Raw genomic sequence first — 21353 nt, forward strand, 5'->3', positions numbered from 1 at the left:
GATAATATACCTATCAAACGTTAGGTAGGTGAGTTTTTTTGAACAAAAAAGATGAAATTATCAATGCTACGATTGAAAATATTTCAAAATTTGGCATTGATGGTACCACTATGAAAAACATCGCTTTAGATTGTGGAATTAAGTCAGCAAGTATTTATTATTTTTTTAAAAGTAAAGAAGAGCTCGTTTTAGAGTGTGTCGATATTATACTAGGTCGTCATCTAGATTCCTTAATATCAGCCGATTTATTCAATAAAAATATAAGTACTCTTGATTCTCTAAATTTATTACTTGATAACATAGTGAAATTTCATAAAGACAATCCAATTGATACTATGGCTTATTTACAACTTATTAATAGTCATAACTTAGAAATTCAAGAAAAGATTAATCATTACCAATTTAGATACTCAACTTGGTTAGCAGATTCATTTGAAAAATATTTATCAAACGATAATTTTGATAAAGAATCAAGCAAACTACTTCTTGAATATATAGTCCTCTTATCAAATGCATTGTTTTGGGAAAGTATCGTTTATTCATCAGAAAATATGCCAAAACGATTAGCCATATCAAAGAATTTACTTTTATATTCTTATAAATCATTAAAAAAATGAGGTGTTTATTATGGAAGTTAGTGAAATAGAAAAGTCTAACATACTCGAAGATTATGAAATCGAACCAGTTCCACAGGAAAAAAGGCAAAGTTGGGTCAAACTTTCATTAGTCTGGACTGCGGGAATAATTGCTCTATCCGCAACTGCTCTCGGAGGAGCTTTAGGTAGCGGAATGAGTCTAGAACAAGCTATCATTTCAGCTGGAATTGGTGCATTCATACTCTCTATCTTAAATGCGTTTTCGGGATTCGTCGGAGATAAGACAGGTTTATCTACGGCAATGGTATCCACTTTTGCATTAGGGAGATACGGTGCATTTCTAGTCTCTTTAGTAATTGCCGTTGCTCTATTTGGATGGTTTGGAGTTCAACTCGATCTTTTTGGGTCTAGTCTTTATGCAGTAATCAATTCCGTTTTTGGTGTTGAAATAAACAAAGTTTGGTTAGTAATATTGGGTGGTTTCTTGATGACAGTAACATCAATGATTGGTTATAAAGCCCTTGAAAAATTAAGTATATTTGCAGTACCTCTTCTTGCTTTCTTACTAATCGGATCAGCTTTTATTATCCTTAAAAGTTATAACATTACGGAGTTAATTAATGCGCCTTTAACTGGAGAAACAATAACATTTGGAGCAGGAATTTCAATCGTCATTGGATCTCTTGCGATTGGGATTATAATAGCTCCTGATTTTTCTAGATATTCAAAATCATCAACGGATACATTAATAGCTTCATTACTGAGCTACTTTGTAGGATATTCTATTGTATTAATTCTTGCTGTATTCTTGGCAAAAGCAACATCTCAAACTGATGTTGTACAAATTATGATAAGTATCGGATGGGGAACGGGTGGTATGCTAGTCTTAATTTTAGCTCAATGGACAACAAATAATACCAATCTATATTCATCATCCCTTGCCTTTTCAGTAGTGTTTAAAATGATTCCTAAATATATTATTACTATTTTTGCAGGTACAGTTGGAACGGTATTCGCTATAACAGGTATTTACCAAAACTTTATTCCGTTCTTGAGTGTTTTAAGTATAATGATACCTCCTGTTGGTGGGATATATGTAGCCGACTTTTTTATGAGACATTCAAAATATCATTATAGTCATATACCACACATAATTAAGTTTAATTATTTCAGTGTTATTATCTGGGTCGTAGCAATTTTAATCGCATTATCTACCTCGCCTGCACCAATAGGTTTTGATTTATTCAAATTAACAACGATTTCAGCATTAGATGCATACTTAATTGCTTTAATACTACAACTGATAGTTAGCAAATTTAATTTAGATGTGAAAGGAAGTAGAAATTTATGAGACTCATTGGTTTAGAAGAAATAGAAAAAATGTCACTTGGAGCTGCTTTACTTGGTACAGGTGGTGGTGGTGATCCCTATATAGGTAAATTAATGGCAAAACAAGCTATTGAAAAGTATGGTCCTGTTAAATTAATTAGTTATGACGAACTAAATGATGATGACCTAGTTGTTCCATCAGCTATGATGGGGGCTCCATCAGTAATGGTAGAGAAAATTCCATCTGGTGACGAAGCTATTGCTGCATTTAAGGAACTAGAAAAACATTTAGGTAAGAAAATTACTGCTACAATGCCTATCGAAGCCGGTGGAGTCAACTCACTAATTCCAATCGCTTTAGCAGCTACTCTAGATTTACCTATCGTTGATTCAGATGGTATGGGACGTGCTTTCCCTGAATTACAAATGGTTACTTTCTATTTAGATGGCATTAATGCATCTCCAATGGTGTTAACGGATGAAAAAGAAAATGCAACACTAGTAAATGCCATTGATGGTGTATATGCAGAAAAAATTGCGCGCTCAGTCACTATGGTTTCAGGAGGTTCCTTACTTAATGCTATATACCCTATGACTGGTAAAGAAGTCAAAGAAAGCGCAGTCCATCACTCTTTAACTCTCGAAGAAGAAATCGGTGATATTTTATTAAATAAATCAAATGTTATTGAATCATTAAAAACCAAATTAAATGGTTATGTATTATTTTCAGGAAAAATTGTAGATATTAATAGAGCTACTGATGGTGGCTTTGTTAAAGGAAAAGCAAACTTTGAAGGGATTGATGAATTTAATAATCAAACTGCTTCAGTCGAGTTTCAAAATGAAAATCTAATTTGTTATGTAAACGATGTACCAAAAGCGATTACTCCCGATTTAGTTACGGTATTAGATAAAGAAACAGGTATGCCAATTACTACTGAAGGTTTACAGTTTGGAATGAGAGTCGTAATTCTAGGTATGCCAGCTGATGAAAAGTGGAGGACAAAAAAAGCAATCGACACTGTTGGTCCAAGATATTTTGGTTATGATTTAGACTATGAAACGATCGAGTCATTAAATGGAGGTAAATAAAAATGTATAAATTAGGTATAGATGTGGGTGGGACAAATACTGACGGTGCCATTTTAGATGAAAACCTAAACGTATTATCATCTTTCAAATCCCCTACTACAGATGATATTGAAACAGGTATTAACAACGTTATTCAAAAACTTCTCGAAGATACTACATTAGACAAAAATAATATCAAGCATGCAATGTTAGGTACAACACAATGTACAAATGCCATTGTTACACGAAATGGTTTAGATAAAGTTGCAACTATTAGAATTGGGTTACCAGCGGGAGCAGCTATTGAACCACTTTATGATGTTCCGGATGATTTAAAAGAAAAATTAAGTAATCACGTATATCAAGTAGCTGGCGGTCACGAATTTAACGGAGAACTAATTAGTGGTTTAGATGTCGAGAAACTGGAAGAAATTGCAACTCAAATAAAGAATAAAGTTGATTCAATATCGATTACTTCCATATTTTCGCCTGTAAACAATGTTCATGAGATTAAGGCAGCAAAAATTCTACGAGATTTATTAGGAGATGATATTCCTATTTCCCTATCTTCAGAAATCGGTAGTTTAGGATTATTAGAAAGAGAGAATGCAACTGTATTAAATTCCGCAATTCAGACGGTAGCTGAGCGTACAATCACTGGCTTTGAAAATGCTTTAAGAAAACACGGCATTCCAGCCACTCCATACTTTTGTCAGAATGATGGAACGCTTATGAGTAAAGAATATACATTAAAATACCCTATTCTCACTGTGGCATGTGGACCAACAAACAGTTTACGTGGTGCTAGTTATCTTTCAGAATTTGATGATGCAATTATAGTAGATATTGGAGGTACAACAACGGATATTGGAGTCCTTCAAAAAGGCTTCCCAAGAGAATCATCAATTTCTGTCGAATTAAGTGGTGTTCAAACGAACTTTAGAATGCCTGATATATACTCTATCGCTTTAGGTGGAGGTACAATTATTACTGGTGATGTTAATTCCTTTACAGTCGGTCCAGAAAGTGTAGGATATCAACTGCCAGAGAAAGCACTTGTTTTTGGTGGTGATACTCTTACAACTACTGACATTGCAGTAGCGAAAGGTTTTCTAAACCTTGGAGATAAAGAGAAATTATCTCATTTAGATTCCGAGTTTGTAGATGCTGTCTACCAAGAAATGTTAAAAATGATTGAGATCGCAGTAGAAAAAATGAAGACTTCGAGAGATAATATACCCGTTGTACTAGTTGGCGGAGGAAGTGCATTAATAAAATCAGATAGCAAAATCGAAGGTGCAAGTGTCGTCGCTAATCCAGAGAGCGGTTCGGTCGCTAACGCTATAGGATCAGCTATTTCAGATGTTAGTGGCGAAGTTGAAAAAGTGGTAAATATTAGCCCTGACACAAGAGAGTCAGTCATCGACGAATTAAAAAAACTTGCTATTGAAGATGCTGTTGAAGCTGGTGCAGTAAGAGAAAAAACAGAAGTAATTACATTTGATGAAATACCACTTGCTTATTTACCAGGTGGCGCTACACACGTTAAGGTTAAATCTGCTGGACCACTTAAATAAATATTATGATCACACAGAGAATAATTCTATCACTGTGTGATTCTTCATTTTATAATCTATCTAACTGTTATTATTTTCAGACAATTTCAAATATTATATTGACTTCCACATAACTACTCACTATAATAATAATTATCAATTGATTGGAGGCGTTACCAATGGAAAGTAAGTCAGTTAAACTACTCGCTCAACGTCGCGCGTTTTTACAAGCCGCCACAGATCTTTCGGCAGATCTTATTCTCGAAGAGTCTTTAAATCATTTTAAAGAAGCACATTATTTACAAAAAATCGAAGAGGCGTTATTAACTAAAAACGAAGAACTGTTTAATGAGTATACGGAGTTATTAAAAAATGTTAAAAATTAATATTAAAACAATGTTCAAATGAAAAAGCTGATCGAGATTTAATCATAAACTCAATCAGCTTTTTAATTTAAAATAATATCGCAATAAATTCTAAATCCTCGTCTCCAATATTTTCAATCCCGTGAGACTGCCCTTTTTTAATAACGCAACATTCATTTTTATGAACGACATGTTCCTCTTTGTTCTCATCTATAAATAGACCTTTACCTTTTATTATGTGGTAAATTTCAGAGTCTTTGTCGTGTAAATGATAACCAATAGATGTACCTTTTGGTAACACGACGTTCGCTACCATGTAGATATTTTCTAGATCATCATTTTTAACATGTTTATAAATTTCAATTGTGCCCTTACCACCGAAGTGGTTATCTATTTTTAAAGGTTCTTTTTCATTAAATATCATTTCATCACCTACTTAAAATTATTCTATCATTATACTTGGAAGGAACGTTGATAGTATCGGGAAGAATATAATAAGAATTACCATTGCTGCGACAATAATTAATATATGCGCGATATACGGTAGCGTCTTTTCTATACTCATTCCCTTATCTGTAATACTACACCCTGCAATTAGTGATAAACCGACCGGTGGTGTAATATTCGCGAGTGCGAAGTTCATAATAAGAACCATTCCAAAATGAATTGGATCGATATTGTACTGAATTGCGAGTGGCATGAATATTGGACTTAACAGTATAATTAGAGATGTTACTTCTGTTAACATACCTAAAATAAATAGTATTAAAGAAACGACTAATAAGAACATAATTGGTGAATCTACATAGCTAAAGAAAAAGTCTGAAATCGTAGCTGGAATCTTTTTAACCGTTAGTAAATATGTAAATGCACTTGCTGCAGAAATAATTACTAATATCGATGCAGATGTTACTGCTGAGTCTTTCATAATATGCTTAAAAGTTGAAAAACTCATTTCCTTATAGTAAATAGTAAGTAAGAAACTATATGCAACCGCAATGACGGCCGCTTCAGTTGCTGTCGCAACTCCTAAGAAGATACTTCCTAAAATGAAGACTGGCGCGAGTAACGGTAAAAATGCTTCCTTTGTCGTTTTTAAGAAATCTTCATTCGTTAACTTTTCTTCTCTAATTTCTCCGTATCCTTTAATTTTCGCGATAACACTTACATAAATACAAAGCATTAAAGTTAAAATAATTCCCGGTATAATTCCTGCTAAGAATAATTTACCAATTGAAATATTTGCTGTAATTCCTAAAATTACCATCGTAATACTCGGCGGTATAATTAGTCCTAATACACCTGCTGGACCGATGATACTCGCTATAAACGAATTGCTATATTTTTCTTCTTTTAACCTCGGAACCAACACAGACCCTACAGCATAAGTCGTCGCGACTGTTGACCCTGACACTGTTCCGAATAATGCTGTTGTAATTACTGTTGTAATAGCAGTACCACCGGTTAATTTACCGACTAGCATTTTACTAAATGCCATTAATCTTTTAGTTAGTCCACCTTCAGCCATAATGTTACCGGCTAATATAAAAAGCGGTATTGCTAAATATGAAAAGTTATTTACACCAGCAAACATGCGCTGAATGAGAATCTCCAGTGGAACTCCGTCTAACAGTAATATTAGACTGACGACAATACCAATCACGAAAGCAATTGGCATCCCTAAAAATAACAGACCAAAAAATGCGAGTAATATTAATAGAATAGTCATACCTTCACCTCTTACTTGCTTTCATAAATATTTTTTGTTGATATGATTAAAAAATAAATTGAGAATAATGCACCGACAGGTAATGCTAAATAGAATATACTCATCGGTAACTGTAGAGATGACGATACGTAATTCATAGATGCAATTGAAAATTTAACTCCATAAAACGCAATAATTAAGAAAAATATTATAAGTAAACCGTTTACAATCAAGTTTACAAACCTTTTCTTTTTATCATCTAACTTGTTTACAAAGTATTGTACGGACAAGTGCATATCTTCATGAAATGCTAAACTCGTACCTAAAAAAGTCAGCCATACGATTAACAATCTTGATAACTCATCTGTCCCGATAAGTGTAAAGTTAAAAATTCTTGCGATAACTTGTAGTAATATAATCCCAGTTAATATCGTAATGGCAGCAATACATAGCCAATTGAGTGTCTTTACTATCATCTTGTGCATGATACACCTTCCTATTCAAATCCTGATGCTTTACGGTAAACATCCATTAACTCTTTACCAAATACATTTTCTTCCCACTTAGCGTATACCGGAAGCAGTTTCTCTCTAAATGATTCTGTATTTACATCGTCGTTAATTTGCATACCGTTCTCTTCTAATTCTTGTAAATACGATGATTCATTATCATCGTTTGCTGTATAAACATTTTCTGTAGACTTTTTCATTTCTTCTAAAATAATCTCTTGGTTTTCTTTAGAAATCTCATTCCACGTGTCTTCAGATACGACAACCATTACAGTATTGTAAAAGTGTCCTGTAAGCGATAAGTAGTCCTGTACTTCGTAGAATCTTGGTGCAGCTATGTTTGCGAGCGGGTTTTCTTGAGCATCTAATGCACCTTGTTGAAGGGCACCATAGACCTCACTAAATGCCATTACTGTTGGCATTGCTCCCAATGCTTCAAAAGTATCGACCCTTAAAGCAGTTTCAGCAACGCGTATATCTAAGTTCTTAACATCTTCAGGCTCTACAATTGGTTTAGAATTATTCGTGATATGTCTAAATCCCCATTCTAAGTATCCAATTTGGTGAAGATTATATTCAGACGCAATTCCAGATAAATAATCACCAAATTCACCTTCATACGCTTCTCGTGCAGTTTGTTGATCTTTCCACATATATGGTAAGTCTTCAATAGCAAGGCGCATATCCAACGTTTGCATTGAACCAATCATAATTGCGCCAGCATCCATTGCACCCATTTGGATTTGTTGAAGCATCTCTGTTTCAGATCCAAGCTTACTATTTCCATATATATCAAATGTCACTTTTCCATTTGTTCTCTCTTCAACCGCTTCTGCCATTCGCTCTAGTTCGTCTGACGCAGCGGTTCCTGGAGATAGTGCGTGCCCAAGCTGTAACTCTATATTGTCCTTTTCATCCGCATGATTTGAGCACCCTGCGAGCAAGACTAAAAAGATAACCATTACCATCTTTCTCATTATCCATCCCTCTTTTTGATAACGTTTTCATATATATGCATTTAAGTTTATAAGAATTAAAAATTTTAGTCAACAATTAGCTTTATTATTATTCATATAAAAAACCGAGCTAAGGTTTACCTTAACTCGGTTTTCTCCTCTATATCTCTTTCGAATGTATTTCCTCTCTTGTCATGTCTAAAATCAAGTGATCGAGTTCTTCTCGTTTTAAGCTTTTTAGTTTATTAAACTGGAACATGAAGAATGCTGCGCCGAGGATTGTCCAGATTCCTAATGCGATATATGACGGTAGTGTGAGTGCTGCTGGTGATCCTGGAATTAGTAATAACAACAGGAATACTGCTGAGATGATTGCTCCGATGACTCCAAATACCGTATATAGTGTGCTTTTATGTCGTTTATCGCTAAAGAATTTTACTGTAACTAAACTCGTTGCTAAAAATGCTATCGATACACCGACGGATGACATATCGACGATCCAGCTGAGTGCTGTTCGTCCAAGCCAAGGTGCTGCTAAACAGACGACCATGACGAATATGATTGCGTTTAACGGTGTATTTGTTTTTCTATGCAGTTTTGAAAATGCTTCTGGTATAAATTTCGCACGACCTAATGCAAAGATGAGTCGTGATGATGATAAGTAAAATCCATTTAATCCTGTAAATACACCAAATGAAATCGACAGTGCTAAGAAGAATAGTCCGATTTTACCAAACGCTGAATTAATGACGTCTCCTGTTAACCATAGCTTAGACTCCTCAAGCATTTCAGTATACGGGAACGTCCACGATGTAATTAAAATCATAAGCACGTATGTAACAATACTTGCAACGATTCCAAATACAATCAGTTTAAACGTCTGATTCGCTTCAAAGTTAAATTCTTCTGCTGCTTGCGGGATGTTGTCAAAACCGACATACATCCACGGTGCAATTGCAACGATTACGATAATCGATTTGAATACACCCGCGTCTTCATTAAAGAGTGGAACTGCATTTTCAAAGCTAAATGTCGACGGTGTAAATGATAAAGTAAATAATCCCGCTACAACGATTGCCATAAATAAACAAAAGTAAAACTGCAGTTTCCCTGAAAGTCCTGAACCTTTAAAACTAATTATCGCAAATACGATTAAAATAAATGTCGATAAAATAACTTCAGTAATATATACGTCCCAACCTGCGATTGAATATAAGTATCCAACTTCTAAAAAGTCCGGAAGTATAAACTTAAATAGTAAACTAAAAGCACTCGCGTTTACTGCTACTACACATATATATCCGAAAATTAAAAACCATGATGATATGAAACTAAAGTACTTTCCGAATCCAACATATGTAAATGCAAACTCTCCCCCAGACACTGGAAACTTTGCTGTTAACGCACCGTATCCGACTGCGATCATTAACATGAGTAATCCACCGATAATGATCCCTAAAACGGCACCGAGCGTACCTGAAGATTTTAACCAGTCACCTGGTAATATAAACGCGCCCCATCCGATCGATGAACCGTAAGCGATTGCCCATACAAAACGCCTCGACATCGTACTGTCGAATGACTCACGTTTTTCTTTACGTCTTTTCATGATATCCCCTCAAATAATTTAGTATATAAATTCTACTTACCCTAAATTTTTGAGGATAAACGGGATATTTCGATTTTCGATATATTTTATACGATTAGTTCTAAAAATTCCTCTCTCGTAATACGTCCTAAATAGTGCGGTATATCAACACCTTTAAGTGCTTCATCGATCGATTTATAATCGTGTCTAACACCGATTAATTTTTCTTCAATATCTTTAATTTCTCCAATTCCAAAGAAATCTCCAAATATTGCCGCACGTTCTATTATTCCTTTTTGGACTTCTAAACGGACGTCTAAAAGTCCTGCATCAAATTTATGGCTCGCTTCAAAATTGTAGTGTGGATTTTTACCGAAGTTCCAATCATCAGTTTGGTACTTCTCTTTAGATAACGTCATGATTTTATCCCAATCTTCATCTGTTAACTCATATTCTTCAATTTCCTCTACACTACCGAATATTTTTTCTAAAATAAGCAATTTAAATTGTTCGATATCTAACGGTTCATCTAAAAACTCATTCACGTTACCTACGCGACTTCTGACAGATTTAATACCTTTTGATTCGATTTTTTTAGGATTAACTTTTAATGAATTTTGAACCGCTTCAAGGTCGCTATCTAACATAATCGTTCCGTGACTAAACATACGCCCTTTTATAGACACCATCGCATTGCCTGAAATCTTTTTACCATTCACTTCAATGTCATTTCTACCGACAAGTTCTGCTGGAACACCTAGATCATTTAATACGTCGACAATTGGTTGCGTAAACTTTTTAAAGTTGTGGAAACTATTTCCATCATCTTCAGTTACAAAACTAAAGTTTAAGTTGTTTTTATCGTGATACACAGCACCACCGCCACTCACTCTACGTACGACTTTAATGCCATTTTCACGGGTATACTTTTCATTAATTTCTTCAACAGTATTTTGGTTTTTTCCGATGATGATCGATGGTCCGTTTACATAAAATAAAAAATACGAATCATCTGTTGGAATCTCTCTTAAGACGTATTCCTCCATCGCTAAGTTAATCATTGGGTCATCTATATTTTTATTTGATATAAATTTCATTGTTTTCCTCCATTAAAAAAGACTTACTGCCATTATAGCAAGTAAGTCTAATTGATTCATTTAATCGACAATCTCATACGCTGTATTTTTAGCTGCTTTTACACAGTCTGGTAATCCAACTGCATAATGCGGTGCGCCGATTAAGTAAAGGCCTTTATAATTTTCCTTTAAGTACGCGTGAATTTTATCGATCATTTCTTTATGACCGACTAAGTAGTTCGGTGCAGCGTCAGGCATACGTGTAATAATATGGAACTCGGGCTCTCCCTTAATGTTCATCATCTTATCTAAGTCACGTCTAACAGCTTCTAAAATTTCTTCGTCCTTACCGTTTTTAATGAGACCACTTAGTTTTTCATTGTTCGGCTTTCCAATATAAGCACGAAGTAACGCTTTACCCTCTGGTGCGGAATGTGCCCACTTTTTGTTTGTCCACGTACATGCAGTCATCGCCATGTCATCTTCTTGACGATTAATTACAAATCCAGTACCGTCGAGTGCGTTATCGACTTGTGATTCGTCAAAGCATAATACGATATTGGCCACTGTCGTCGCCTTCATATGGTTAAAGTACTCTAACATCGGATCGTCAATTAAATCTTTATATGCAAAATGCATCGTCGCAACGACGACATCACTATATTCTTTTTTACTATTACTAACAGTAACTTCATAGTGATCATCGTGTTTTTCAATTTTTTCAACTGGTGTATTTAAATAAATGTGACCACCTTGAGATTCGATAACTTCTTTTAAACGGTCTATAAAAGACTCTAGTCCATTTTTAAATTGATAAAACATCCCTTGTTTTTTATCCACTGGTGTTTTAACTCCAGTATTTTGACTGCGCTTTTTGCGTTCGTACATTCCTTTGATAAGGCTACCGTAACGTTCTTCTTCTTCTTTAAAGAATGGATACGTCGCCATTAAACTCATCTCGTCTAAAGCTGTACTATAAACTCCGCCGAGAAGTGGCTCGATCATATTTGTCGCGACTTCTTCACCGAGACGCTTCTTAAAGAATTCTCCAGCGGATATATCCCCATGCATTTCAACGACTGGAATTTGATAATCGAGTAACGCACGTGCTTTTCCTCTTACAGATAAGAGTTCTGTATCTTGAATTGCTTCTTTAGTCGTCGGCACACCTAATATCGTGTTTTGTGGGACAGGACTGAGTGAACCGTTCGCATAAATGAATGATTGACCCGTTAAATTTCGAACGAGGTCATCTTTCATACCGATTTCTACTGCGAGATCTGTCAGTTCAGGTTTACGACTAATGTAAGATTCTGCACCTTGCTCGATGACAAAACCATTTTTACGGTATGTTTTAATTTTACCGCCGAGTCTCTCACTCGCTTCGTATAAATCGACAGCAATCCCTCTTTTAGATAAATAATATGCTGTAGATAATCCTGTAACCCCGCCTCCGACAATACATACTTTTTTCACGTGACTCACCTCTTTATAGCTTTTCGATTTCGTTTGCCATTGCGTCGATGAATCTTTGGTCCGTGTTCGGCATTGGTGGACGGTGGTACACTGCGTTGTTACGGTCCGTCACTACTTTACATTCGTAGTCGTTATCGTATAACACTTCTAAATGTTCACATACAAAACCTAATGGTAAGTAAACAAAGTGTTTAAATTGATGTTCATCGTATAAGTCTTGCGTTAAATCTTGAACGTCAGGACCTAACCAAGGATCTGGTGTGTTTCCTTCAGACTGCCATCCTGTGAAATAATGACCGTAATTCGCACGCTCACGAATGAGTTCCATCGTCTCTTCTAATTGTTTTGGATATGGATCGTTATTTTCGACGATCATTTTTTCCGGTAAGCTATGTGCACTTACAATAATTGCTGTTTTATCGTGCTCATCTTCTGGAATAGTTTTCATCGTTTCTTCGACTTGTTCTACCCAGTAATCAATGAATGGCTCTTGACGATAAAAATCATCGACTGATTTTACTGAAATACCGTACTTTTCTGCTTCTTCTTTTGCACGTTTGTTATATGTTTCTACAGAGAATGCTGAATAATGCGGTGCAAGTACGACAGTTTCGATTTCTTTAATGCCCGCTTTATTAATGTCTTCAACCGCTTCTTCGATAAACGGTGTGATGTGTTTTAATCCGATAAATAACTCATACTCATCGTCACTACGCTTATTCATTTCTTCAACTAATGCAAGCGCTTGACGTTTCGTTGTATCTTTTAATGGAGATACACCACCGATTGCTTTATAACGCATTTTTAAATCTTCTAATGCTTCTTCTGAAGGTGGACGTCCGTGACGAATATGTGTGTAATACGGTTCGATATCTGATTCTTGATACGGCGTTCCGTACGCCATTACGAGTAATGCTTTTTTTGCCATGTTAAATTACAACCCTTTCGAATAATTGTGAACGAATTCTGTTAATCGTTTTAACGTATCTGGATTTACCTCAGGGAATACCCCGTGCCCTAAGTTGAAAATATGACCTTTGTTTTGACCTTGATCTAAAATTTGAGATGCATACTTTTCAATAACGTCCCATTCTGCAAGTAGAATTGCTGGGTCTAAGTTTCCTTGTAATGACTTATTAATACCCATTTCTCTTGCTTCTTTAATCGATGTTCTCCAGTCAAGACCAATTACGTCACTACCTAACGTGTCCCACTCTTTTAATAAGTGGCTCGCACCAATACCAAAAATTGTGACTGGTACACCTAATTTTTTCGTTTCACTAATTAAACGACGCATAGAGTTACCTAAATAGTACTCATAATCTTCTTTGTTTAATGCACCTGCCCATGAGTCAAAGATTTGAATCATTTTAGCACCCGCATCCACTTGTGCTTTTAAGTAAATGATACTCATGTCTGTTAATTTTTCCATTAATGCAAACCATGTTTTTTCATCGTTATACATTAACGATTTTGTCTTGTGGTATCTTCTTGTCGGGCCCCCTTCGATCATGTAGCTTGCGACAGTGAACGGCGCTCCACAGAATCCAATTAACGGAACGTTTAATTTTTCATTGACTAAAATGTCGATTGCTTTTACTGTGTAATCTAAATCTTTTGTTGGATCGAGTTCACCAAGTGCTTCGACGTCTTCAATGCGTCGAATCGGGTTATCGATGACAGGCCCTACACCTTTTACGATATCAACATCGATACCAATCGGTGCAAGTGGTGTAATAATATCTTTGTAAAGAATCGCAGCATCTACATTGTAGTTTTCAACAGGTGTTGCTGTTAAATAAGCTGTAATCTCTGGATTCTTCGTAATTTCGATTAACCCACCATATTGTTCTTTGATCTTATTGTACTCTGGTTGTGAACGTCCAACTTGACGCATAAACCAAACAGGTGTGTAATCTGTTTTCTCCCCTCGAGCTGCTCTTAAAATCGTATCATTAAACAATGATTTTCCCCCTAATTACTTTTGTATCGACAATATTGTAACATGATATATGAAGTTTTCGTGAAATGTGAATGAATTGTCATATTTAAAAATTTCCTAAATGTTTAACAAGTTTTCGATTATGGCTATATATAATGTAAGCTGAATAACAACTTAGAAAGAATGAGAGGTAATCATTATGTATTTTCACAAAACAAACGGAACAGTAAGCTACTTAGAAAGTTTAAAAGAAAAATATCCGAACACTCACTTACAAGCAAACCCGAACACTGCAGTATTATATTATGAAGATAACGAAGAAAAATCTGCATTTGAAACAGAACAATCATACGAAATTGTAGACTCTAAAGGTGATTTAAGCGAAGATCATCCAACATACGCAGTTCATATCCCTGCATATGGTATTGGAAAATCGACGATCATTTCACACTTAAGTGATTTTAAATCTGAGTTAGACAACGTAAAAGGTGTTAAATCATACCGCATCACACGTAAGCTCGATCAAGATAGCTATTTAGTCTTTGTCACATTTACGAGCATCGATGCATACCATGACTTTAAACAGACAGACACATTTAAAAATTACTTAACTCAAGATGTGCTTAAAAAATTCCAAAACGAAGAAAGTATGTTCCAAGACTTCGCAACGTCACAACTTTACTTTACTGTTAAAGAAGTAGAAGAAGACGAATTTTAAACATAAAAACGCGCCTGAGATTAATCACTCAGTGCGCGTTCTTTTATTTTTCACCAACTATTTTAATATATGTTCGTGATGTAATCATATACATAACGATATATACAACCATCATAGCAACAATTACACTAGCATAGCTCGTAACAAATAATGATATATCGTTAATTCCAAGTAACCCGAGGACTTTATACACTATTTTCGACGCAAACAATGTATGAATCACTGCGGTTATAATAGGTAGCCCAAAAATTACAAGTATTTGTCTACGAATTGTCAATTTAATGAGTGAAAATGATAACCCAAGTTTTTGCATAATTTGATAGTTATCTTTATCCGCATAACCTTCAGAAATTTGTTTGTAATACATAATTAAAAACAGACCTGCAAGTAATGTAATTGATACAACTACTCCGATAAAAACGAGACCACCGTTTAAATAGTATATCATTTTTTTAATTTCTTCTTTACTATCAATCGGCAGACCAGTAGTCTCTTTATACGATTGAACAGTTTCATCTAGTCTATCTTTTGCTTCATGATTTTTTGCATTAAATACAATCGCTTTTACTTCTGCCATTTCACCATTTTCTTCATTATAGAATGCCTGAAACTCTTTATATAATTCCTCATTCGGTACGACCACATATAATGCATCAATTCCAATTCGTGACTGAATTAAATTATCATCCACAAACCTAACATTTAACGCATTATTATTTAAAAAGTTAAGTTTAGAATCCTCATTATAACGTTTCATATTACTACTGACTAAAATTTCATTGTCATCTAAAGTTAAATTTGTATCATGATATTCATTATGACTGTCGACTGTTTGTAGAAACATATACATCATAGTTGTTTTAGTTGGATTTTTTAAATGTTTAAAGTTTTCAATAACACCATCACGATCTATAACTGGTAACTCTATAAACTTTCTCATTTTTAAAGACTCTACATCGTCATTCAGTTTCAAATTATCATATAACTCTTGCATTTCAGGAAACTCGTTTTCATCGTTTACAGAAAGACTTATTTCATAATCGTATTTTTGAATATGTTCAATTTGTGTTTGAATTCCACGGTAAGTCGTCAAACTTAGTCCGAGGGTAACGATTAATAATGTTAAGATCATTGTAATACTTGCTAATCCAACAACATGTGATTTTAAACGTGAATTAAGTCCTGATATTGTAAAGAAATGTTTCTTTTTATAATACATTTCACTGCTCTTTAATATGTTTAAAGCGATAAACGTCACGGACATGAATATAAAATACGTACCAATTAGGACAAATACTGCGGCGATTAGAATGATAAATATCGACTCTATGACACCGGTTGTTGTTAATGCTAAGTAATATCCATATGCAAGTGATGATGTTCCAAGTATAGATAGGATTGTGATCACTAATTTTGAAGTTTTCTTTTCTCCTGCTTTATCTGTCTTCATCAACTGAATAGGACTTTGTCTAGTAATATGAATGTTACTAATAATAAATAACATTACGAAGATAAAGAAAATAAATACAGTTAAAATAATACTCACTTCAATACTAAAAGGATAATCCATAATAGATACGCCTGTATTTTGAACAAGTTTATTTAAAGTTAAAAATATTAAATTTCCAAATAGATAACCTAAAACAATACTTAAAAATGACACTATAATAAATTCTACAACTAATTCATAGAAAATGATTAATCGGATATGTTTCTTTTCCATACCGAGTACCATATTAATTGCAAATTCTTTTTTCCGACGTTTAATCACAAAATTATAAGCGTAAATCACGAATATTAAAACGAGCATACCGACAAGAACATTGGCATAAATCATTATTTCAATAAGATCGCTACTGCGTTCGTTTAAGTAATCATTAAAAATTAAAGATAAAAATATATACTCCAGTCCAAACATTACAGATACTGCAATGACAAACGGTATAATAATTTCTCTTAATGCTTTAAAATTTCTAACAACGAGTTTACTAATGAGTTTAAATGTCATCTTACTCACCACTTTCGCTTAGCATTGTAAGGCTTTCTGATATTCTCTTTTGAAACTCTTGGTTTGAATTGTCACCTTTATAAATTTCATGATAGACTTTACCATCTTTTATGAATAATACGCGTTTTGCATAGGCAGCATCAGTTACTGAATGTGTGACAAGTAAAATAGTATGTTGATCTTCATTAACTTTTTGAAATAATTCCATTATTTCTTTTGATGTCTTCGAGTCTAATGCACCTGTAGGCTCATCAGCGAGTAATATTTTTGGATCAGTGATCAGTGCACGTGCGATTGCGACTCTTTGTTGTTGTCCCCCAGAAATCTCATATGGAAATTTATCGATATGAGACTCAATGTTTAGTGATTTCACGAGTGGCATTAATTTTTCTTTCATAGCACTCGGTTTCACATCAGACAATACGAGTGGCATTAAAATATTATCTTTATTAGTCATTGTATGAAGGACATTAAAATCTTGGAATACAAACCCAAGCTGATCACGACGGAACTGAGCAACATCTTTATTTTTTAATAATGATAAGTCTTGACCATCAATTAAAACTGTTCCATCTGTCGGTGTGTCGAATGTTGCAATTATATTTAATAAAGTAGATTTTCCAGAACCAGACTCTCCCATTATTGCAACAAACTCACCTTCTTGTATAGAAAAGTTCATTTGCTTTAATGCCGTCACCTTATTATTTCCACGACCAAATTCTTTTGATAAATTTTTAACTTCAAGTAACATATCTTCACCTCTTATTGATTTAAATCAAGTATAAAACACAAAAAAACCAAGTACATTTATATATTCTTACAAACATACTTGGTAATCTTACATTATTGTAAGGTTATTGATTTCTTAAATTTAATTTTAAAAGTCGTAAACTCATTTATCTTAGAGTCAACGGAAACATTTTGATTCAAACGATGTGCTATACTCTGAACAATGTATAGGCCAACACCACTAGATTTTTCATCGAACATACCATTGAATCCTGAATATCCTTTATCAAATATTTTAGGTAAATCCGACTCTGAAATTCCAATACCTGTATCTCTAATTACGAGTTCTTCTGTTCGATCATCAAAATAAATATATATATCTTTACCCTTTGCATATTTTAGTGCATTATTTAGAATTTGTTCTATCATAATTGCCGTCCACTTGGGATCTGTCAGAACAACTGCTTCAATTTTATCATAATGTAATTTCGTACCATTATGTATAAAAATAATGGCGTACCTTTTAATCACTTGCTGAATAATTGAATCTAAATCTGTTTCTTTAAATGACATGTCTGTTGAATCATTCATGATTTTTAAATAATTTAATGCTAGATTCGTATAGTTATCAATTTGAAAGATTTCTTGTTTCAGTCGATCATTTTGATTATCATCTTTTCGTTCAAGCAAAAGCTTTGAAGCAGTAATTGGTATTTTGATTTGGTGAACCCATAACAGAAAATAGGATTCGAGTTCTTCTCGGTAATTATATTCTTTATTTTTTTGTTGCTGAATTTGGGTTTTTAGTCTCTCTATCTGTTCAGATTTATTTTCTTCATCTATAAAAGTGAAAAATTGAGTGATAAAGTAAATCACATATACTGTAAATATAATCGCAATGCTTAGTACATATGCTCGAAATGTAAGATCAAACAGATAGAATACAATTAAAAATAATAGTGATATAAAAGCAATGATAATTACTTCGTTTTTCTTACTTGATAGATATCGCTTCATTTATACATCCTTTAATCGATAGCCATAATTCTTTTTAGTTTCAATCGAACCGTCTAGTCCAATTTTTTTCAGTTTCTTTCTAAGCCGAGCTATGTTAACTGCAAGGGTATTATCATCTATAAAATGTGAAGATTCCCAGCATCTTTCTATGAGAGTATTTCGACTCACAAAATGAGTAAAGTTTTGAAGTAATAACTGTATAATTAAATATTCAGTATGTGTACATTCTATCGATTGATCTCGATATGTAAACGTCATCGTATCGAGCGAAAGACTATACTCACCCTTATTTAGTACATTTAAATCCTTTTTGAATTCATATGTTCGTCTGAGTAGCGCTTGAATTTTACTTATGGCAACATTCATATTAAATGGCTTTTCTATAAAATCATCTCCACCCATTTGCATCGCCATAACTTGATCCATACTTTCATGTCTAGAGCTTATAAATACTATAGGAACCGTTGAAAATTTACGTATTTCTTGACACCAATAATAGCCATTATAAGAAGGTAAATTGATGTCAAGAAGTATAATATGAGGTTTTTCGTCTTTTACTTGCTGATCAATTGTGTTGAACTCTTCAGCAATCGTAACCGTAAAATCCCATTTTTCTAATTCAATTTTAAAACTCTCTCTGATTGTCACATCATCTTCTATAATAAATATTTTCATTAAATACCTCAATTTCAATTAGATAGCTCGGTAGAATAATAGATGCATGCCAGAAGCTTAATCACTGGTCAATTAATCACTCAGTGCGCGTTCTTTTTTATATACATTTTTAGATAACATTTGATTTAATACGTAACCAAATATCGGGAAGATTAGACCGATATAAAACTCTTTATTGTGCATAATGACAAAGATGATTACAAATATAATCGATATGACGAATATTACTTTATGTGAGTAGCGGATATATGACGTTTGTATATTGCTTCTTTGTACTGGCCATATTTTCGGCCATAGTAAATACGCTTGTGACTGGTAAATTTGTGTGAGCTGTAAAATGATAATGTACAGCACAAACAGTGAGAATATAACAGTCACATAAATATTGGACATCCAGACGATGAAAATTGTAAAGAGTAGCATTAGTCTTAAAATAATCATCGGCAGATCAAAGTCTCTTAAAAAGCTACGATGAAACATATAATCATACATATAATTTTGATCGAAATGCTTCACGTTTTGCTTTTTCATAAATACGTCTAAATATTTACGACGTTTGAATTTTTTATCTGCATTTTTTACGTTCGCAAACATCGAAATAATCGTATTAAAACGATTGATTTCATGTGCTTCGTAATCTACTAATCTCGTCCAATTCACTTTTAAGTTTCGTTGCTTTCGAGTAATAAGTAAAACGATACTTAATACGAGCGGAATTAGTGCGACAAAGTATATGTTAACTAACGTTAAATATAATAATATCGCGTTTAAAATAATTAAAACATACATAACAAGTTGAGTGTTCAGTAACGTGTGAATCGTTTCAACTTTAATTTTAAACGTTAAATATACTGTCACGATAACTGCGACTGAAAATATCGCGAATTCAATGAGCGTATGGTTAATTAAAACGAGCATAAACGTTAAAATCACCATCACGACTGGGAATATATAACTGAGCGCTAATGAGTATCGCTCTGCTCCTTTAAAATATCCATTTAATTCATCTTCTACAGGCACTAAAAAGATAAGGTCCGCTTCTTTTAACAAACTGCGATACGTCGGTGTAATCGATAACGCTACGAGTACAGCGACTAACATATCGACGTATATATTGTTATGTAGCACGTCACGTAACTCAAATAACGAATAGAAAAACGCACCGAGCGCGATCGTTAAAAAGATTAAAAAGTGACTGTTAAAAATAAACTTCATATAATACATACGTTTAGATATGTCTTTATCCATCCGTGTTTTAAATAAATCAGTCCACATTGCTGTCACCTGTTAAATGTAAATAAATATCATCTAACGTACCATTAATGCCTGTCTCTTCTCTTAGAGAATCGATCGTACCGTCTGCGATTTTTTTACCGTGATGAATAATAATATATCTATCACAATATCTTTCAGCAGTAGCTAAAATGTGCGTACTCATTAAAATCGATTTACCTTTATTTCGCATAGATATCATCAACTCAATTAAACCTTCTATACCTAACGGGTCGAGTCCTAGAAACGGTTCGTCTATTATAAACAATTCAGGTTCAACAACGAATGCACAAATTAGCATGACTTTTTGTTTCATCCCTTTAGAAAAATGTGCCGGAAACTTATCGAGTTCATTTTCTAAACGAAACAGTTTGAGTAAAGGTTCTGCTCTTGTCATCGCCTCGTCTTCAATTAAACCGTATGCCATTGCTGTCATATGAATGTGCTCTCTTAGCGTCAATTCTTCGTATAGAATTGGTGTCTCAGGAATATACGTTAAATGTTTACGCATATTTTCGTCTCGGATATTTTTGTCTAATACTTTTATCTCTCCACTATGTGGTGACAATAGTCCTAATATATGTTTAATAGTCGTACTTTTACCGGCACCATTTAAACCGATTAAGCCGACAATCTCCCCTTCTTTTAAAGAAAAAGAAATGTCGTGAATAATTGGCGTTTTACCATAACCACCAGTAACGTTTTGTAATTCTAAAATGTTCATATTGAAACTCTCTTTCAATTTGTTATTTGTGTATATAA

The 21353-nt window shown here is 33.9% G+C and carries 21 protein-coding genes; 6 read left to right on the top strand and 15 right to left on the bottom strand.

The window, feature by feature from the left end; genetic code table 11:
* The first annotated feature begins 38 nt into the window (after nt 1-38).
* The 5 genes from HMPREF2767_RS05440 to HMPREF2767_RS05460 all read left to right on the top strand — a co-directional run bounded on the left by HMPREF2767_RS05440 (nt 39) and on the right by HMPREF2767_RS05460 (nt 4938).
* Nucleotides 39-617: a TetR/AcrR family transcriptional regulator gene (locus HMPREF2767_RS05440; protein WP_070622894.1), complete on the top strand. Its 579-nt coding sequence runs from the start codon at nt 39-41 to the stop codon at nt 615-617.
* Nucleotides 618-627: 10 nt separating this feature from the next.
* Nucleotides 628-1947, top strand: a complete 1320-nt coding sequence (locus HMPREF2767_RS05445; protein WP_068130578.1) for a purine-cytosine permease family protein — start codon at nt 628-630, stop codon at nt 1945-1947.
* Entirely contained in the window at nt 1944-3017 is a 1074-nt protein-coding gene (locus HMPREF2767_RS05450; RefSeq protein ID WP_068130582.1) for a DUF917 domain-containing protein, read from the top strand. The genes HMPREF2767_RS05445 and HMPREF2767_RS05450 overlap by 4 nt, the downstream gene beginning before the upstream one ends.
* A gap of 2 nt (nt 3018-3019) precedes the next feature.
* The gene (locus HMPREF2767_RS05455) at nt 3020-4573 is read left to right on the top strand and encodes a hydantoinase/oxoprolinase N-terminal domain-containing protein (RefSeq protein WP_068130585.1); all 1554 of its coding nucleotides are present in this window, start codon (nt 3020-3022) and stop codon (nt 4571-4573) included.
* 158 nt (nt 4574-4731) lie between these two features.
* A complete protein-coding gene (locus tag HMPREF2767_RS05460) occupies nt 4732-4938 on the top strand; it encodes an IDEAL domain-containing protein (protein WP_070622901.1) in 207 nt (68 codons plus the stop codon).
* Between the two features lie 67 nt (nt 4939-5005).
* Here the strand turns inward: HMPREF2767_RS05460 and HMPREF2767_RS05465 are convergent, their stop codons facing one another.
* The 9 genes from HMPREF2767_RS05465 to hemE form a co-directional block, all read right to left on the bottom strand.
* The gene (locus HMPREF2767_RS05465) at nt 5006-5341 is read right to left on the bottom strand and encodes a cupin domain-containing protein (protein ID WP_070622904.1); all 336 of its coding nucleotides are present in this window, start codon (nt 5339-5341) and stop codon (nt 5006-5008) included.
* A gap of 18 nt (nt 5342-5359) precedes the next feature.
* A complete protein-coding gene (locus HMPREF2767_RS05470; protein WP_070622907.1) occupies nt 5360-6646 on the bottom strand; it encodes a TRAP transporter large permease in 1287 nt (428 codons plus the stop codon).
* Nucleotides 6647-6657: 11 nt separating this feature from the next.
* The gene (locus HMPREF2767_RS05475) at nt 6658-7110 is read right to left on the bottom strand and encodes a TRAP transporter small permease (RefSeq protein ID WP_070622910.1); all 453 of its coding nucleotides are present in this window, start codon (nt 7108-7110) and stop codon (nt 6658-6660) included.
* Between the two features lie 11 nt (nt 7111-7121).
* Complete coding sequence (locus HMPREF2767_RS05480) at nt 7122-8111, bottom strand: DctP family TRAP transporter solute-binding subunit (protein ID WP_070622913.1); 990 nt, start codon at nt 8109-8111, stop codon at nt 7122-7124.
* Nucleotides 8112-8250: 139 nt separating this feature from the next.
* On the bottom strand, nt 8251-9699 hold the full coding sequence (locus tag HMPREF2767_RS05485) for an APC family permease (RefSeq protein WP_070622916.1): 1449 nt from the start codon (nt 9697-9699) through the stop codon (nt 8251-8253).
* Nucleotides 9700-9785: 86 nt separating this feature from the next.
* The gene (locus HMPREF2767_RS05490; RefSeq protein WP_070622919.1) at nt 9786-10775 is read right to left on the bottom strand and encodes a lipoate--protein ligase; all 990 of its coding nucleotides are present in this window, start codon (nt 10773-10775) and stop codon (nt 9786-9788) included.
* Between the two features lie 60 nt (nt 10776-10835).
* Entirely contained in the window at nt 10836-12230 is a 1395-nt protein-coding gene (gene hemG, locus HMPREF2767_RS05495) for a protoporphyrinogen oxidase (RefSeq protein WP_070622922.1), read from the bottom strand.
* A gap of 13 nt (nt 12231-12243) precedes the next feature.
* Nucleotides 12244-13158, bottom strand: coding sequence for a ferrochelatase (gene hemH, locus HMPREF2767_RS05500; protein ID WP_040929048.1), 915 nt, complete (start codon nt 13156-13158; stop codon nt 12244-12246).
* A gap of 6 nt (nt 13159-13164) precedes the next feature.
* Complete coding sequence (hemE, locus tag HMPREF2767_RS05505; protein ID WP_070622925.1) at nt 13165-14193, bottom strand: uroporphyrinogen decarboxylase; 1029 nt, start codon at nt 14191-14193, stop codon at nt 13165-13167.
* Nucleotides 14194-14371: 178 nt separating this feature from the next.
* On the opposite strand from hemE, the gene HMPREF2767_RS05510 reads away from it, so the two are divergent.
* A complete protein-coding gene (locus HMPREF2767_RS05510) occupies nt 14372-14890 on the top strand; it encodes an antibiotic biosynthesis monooxygenase (protein WP_070622928.1) in 519 nt (172 codons plus the stop codon).
* A gap of 43 nt (nt 14891-14933) precedes the next feature.
* Here the strand turns inward: HMPREF2767_RS05510 and HMPREF2767_RS05515 are convergent, their stop codons facing one another.
* From HMPREF2767_RS05515 to HMPREF2767_RS05540, 6 genes are all read right to left on the bottom strand, one after another.
* On the bottom strand, nt 14934-16898 hold the full coding sequence (locus HMPREF2767_RS05515) for an ABC transporter permease (RefSeq protein ID WP_070622931.1): 1965 nt from the start codon (nt 16896-16898) through the stop codon (nt 14934-14936).
* Nucleotide 16899: 1 nt separating this feature from the next.
* Nucleotides 16900-17649, bottom strand: a complete 750-nt coding sequence (locus HMPREF2767_RS05520; RefSeq protein ID WP_070622933.1) for an ABC transporter ATP-binding protein — start codon at nt 17647-17649, stop codon at nt 16900-16902.
* Nucleotides 17650-17741: 92 nt separating this feature from the next.
* On the bottom strand, nt 17742-18644 hold the full coding sequence (locus HMPREF2767_RS05525) for a sensor histidine kinase (RefSeq protein ID WP_070622936.1): 903 nt from the start codon (nt 18642-18644) through the stop codon (nt 17742-17744).
* Entirely contained in the window at nt 18645-19319 is a 675-nt protein-coding gene (locus HMPREF2767_RS05530) for a response regulator transcription factor (RefSeq protein WP_070622939.1), read from the bottom strand.
* Between the two features lie 72 nt (nt 19320-19391).
* Nucleotides 19392-20594: an ABC transporter permease gene (locus tag HMPREF2767_RS05535; RefSeq protein WP_070622941.1), complete on the bottom strand. Its 1203-nt coding sequence runs from the start codon at nt 20592-20594 to the stop codon at nt 19392-19394.
* On the bottom strand, nt 20584-21315 hold the full coding sequence (locus HMPREF2767_RS05540; RefSeq protein WP_070622944.1) for an ABC transporter ATP-binding protein: 732 nt from the start codon (nt 21313-21315) through the stop codon (nt 20584-20586). Before HMPREF2767_RS05540 ends, HMPREF2767_RS05535 begins: the two co-directional genes overlap by 11 nt.
* Nucleotides 21316-21353: the final 38 nt, after the last annotated feature.

It is taken from the genome of Nosocomiicoccus sp. HMSC067E10 (assembly GCF_001810835.1).
GTDB lineage: Bacteria > Bacillota > Bacilli > Staphylococcales > Salinicoccaceae > Nosocomiicoccus > Nosocomiicoccus ampullae_A.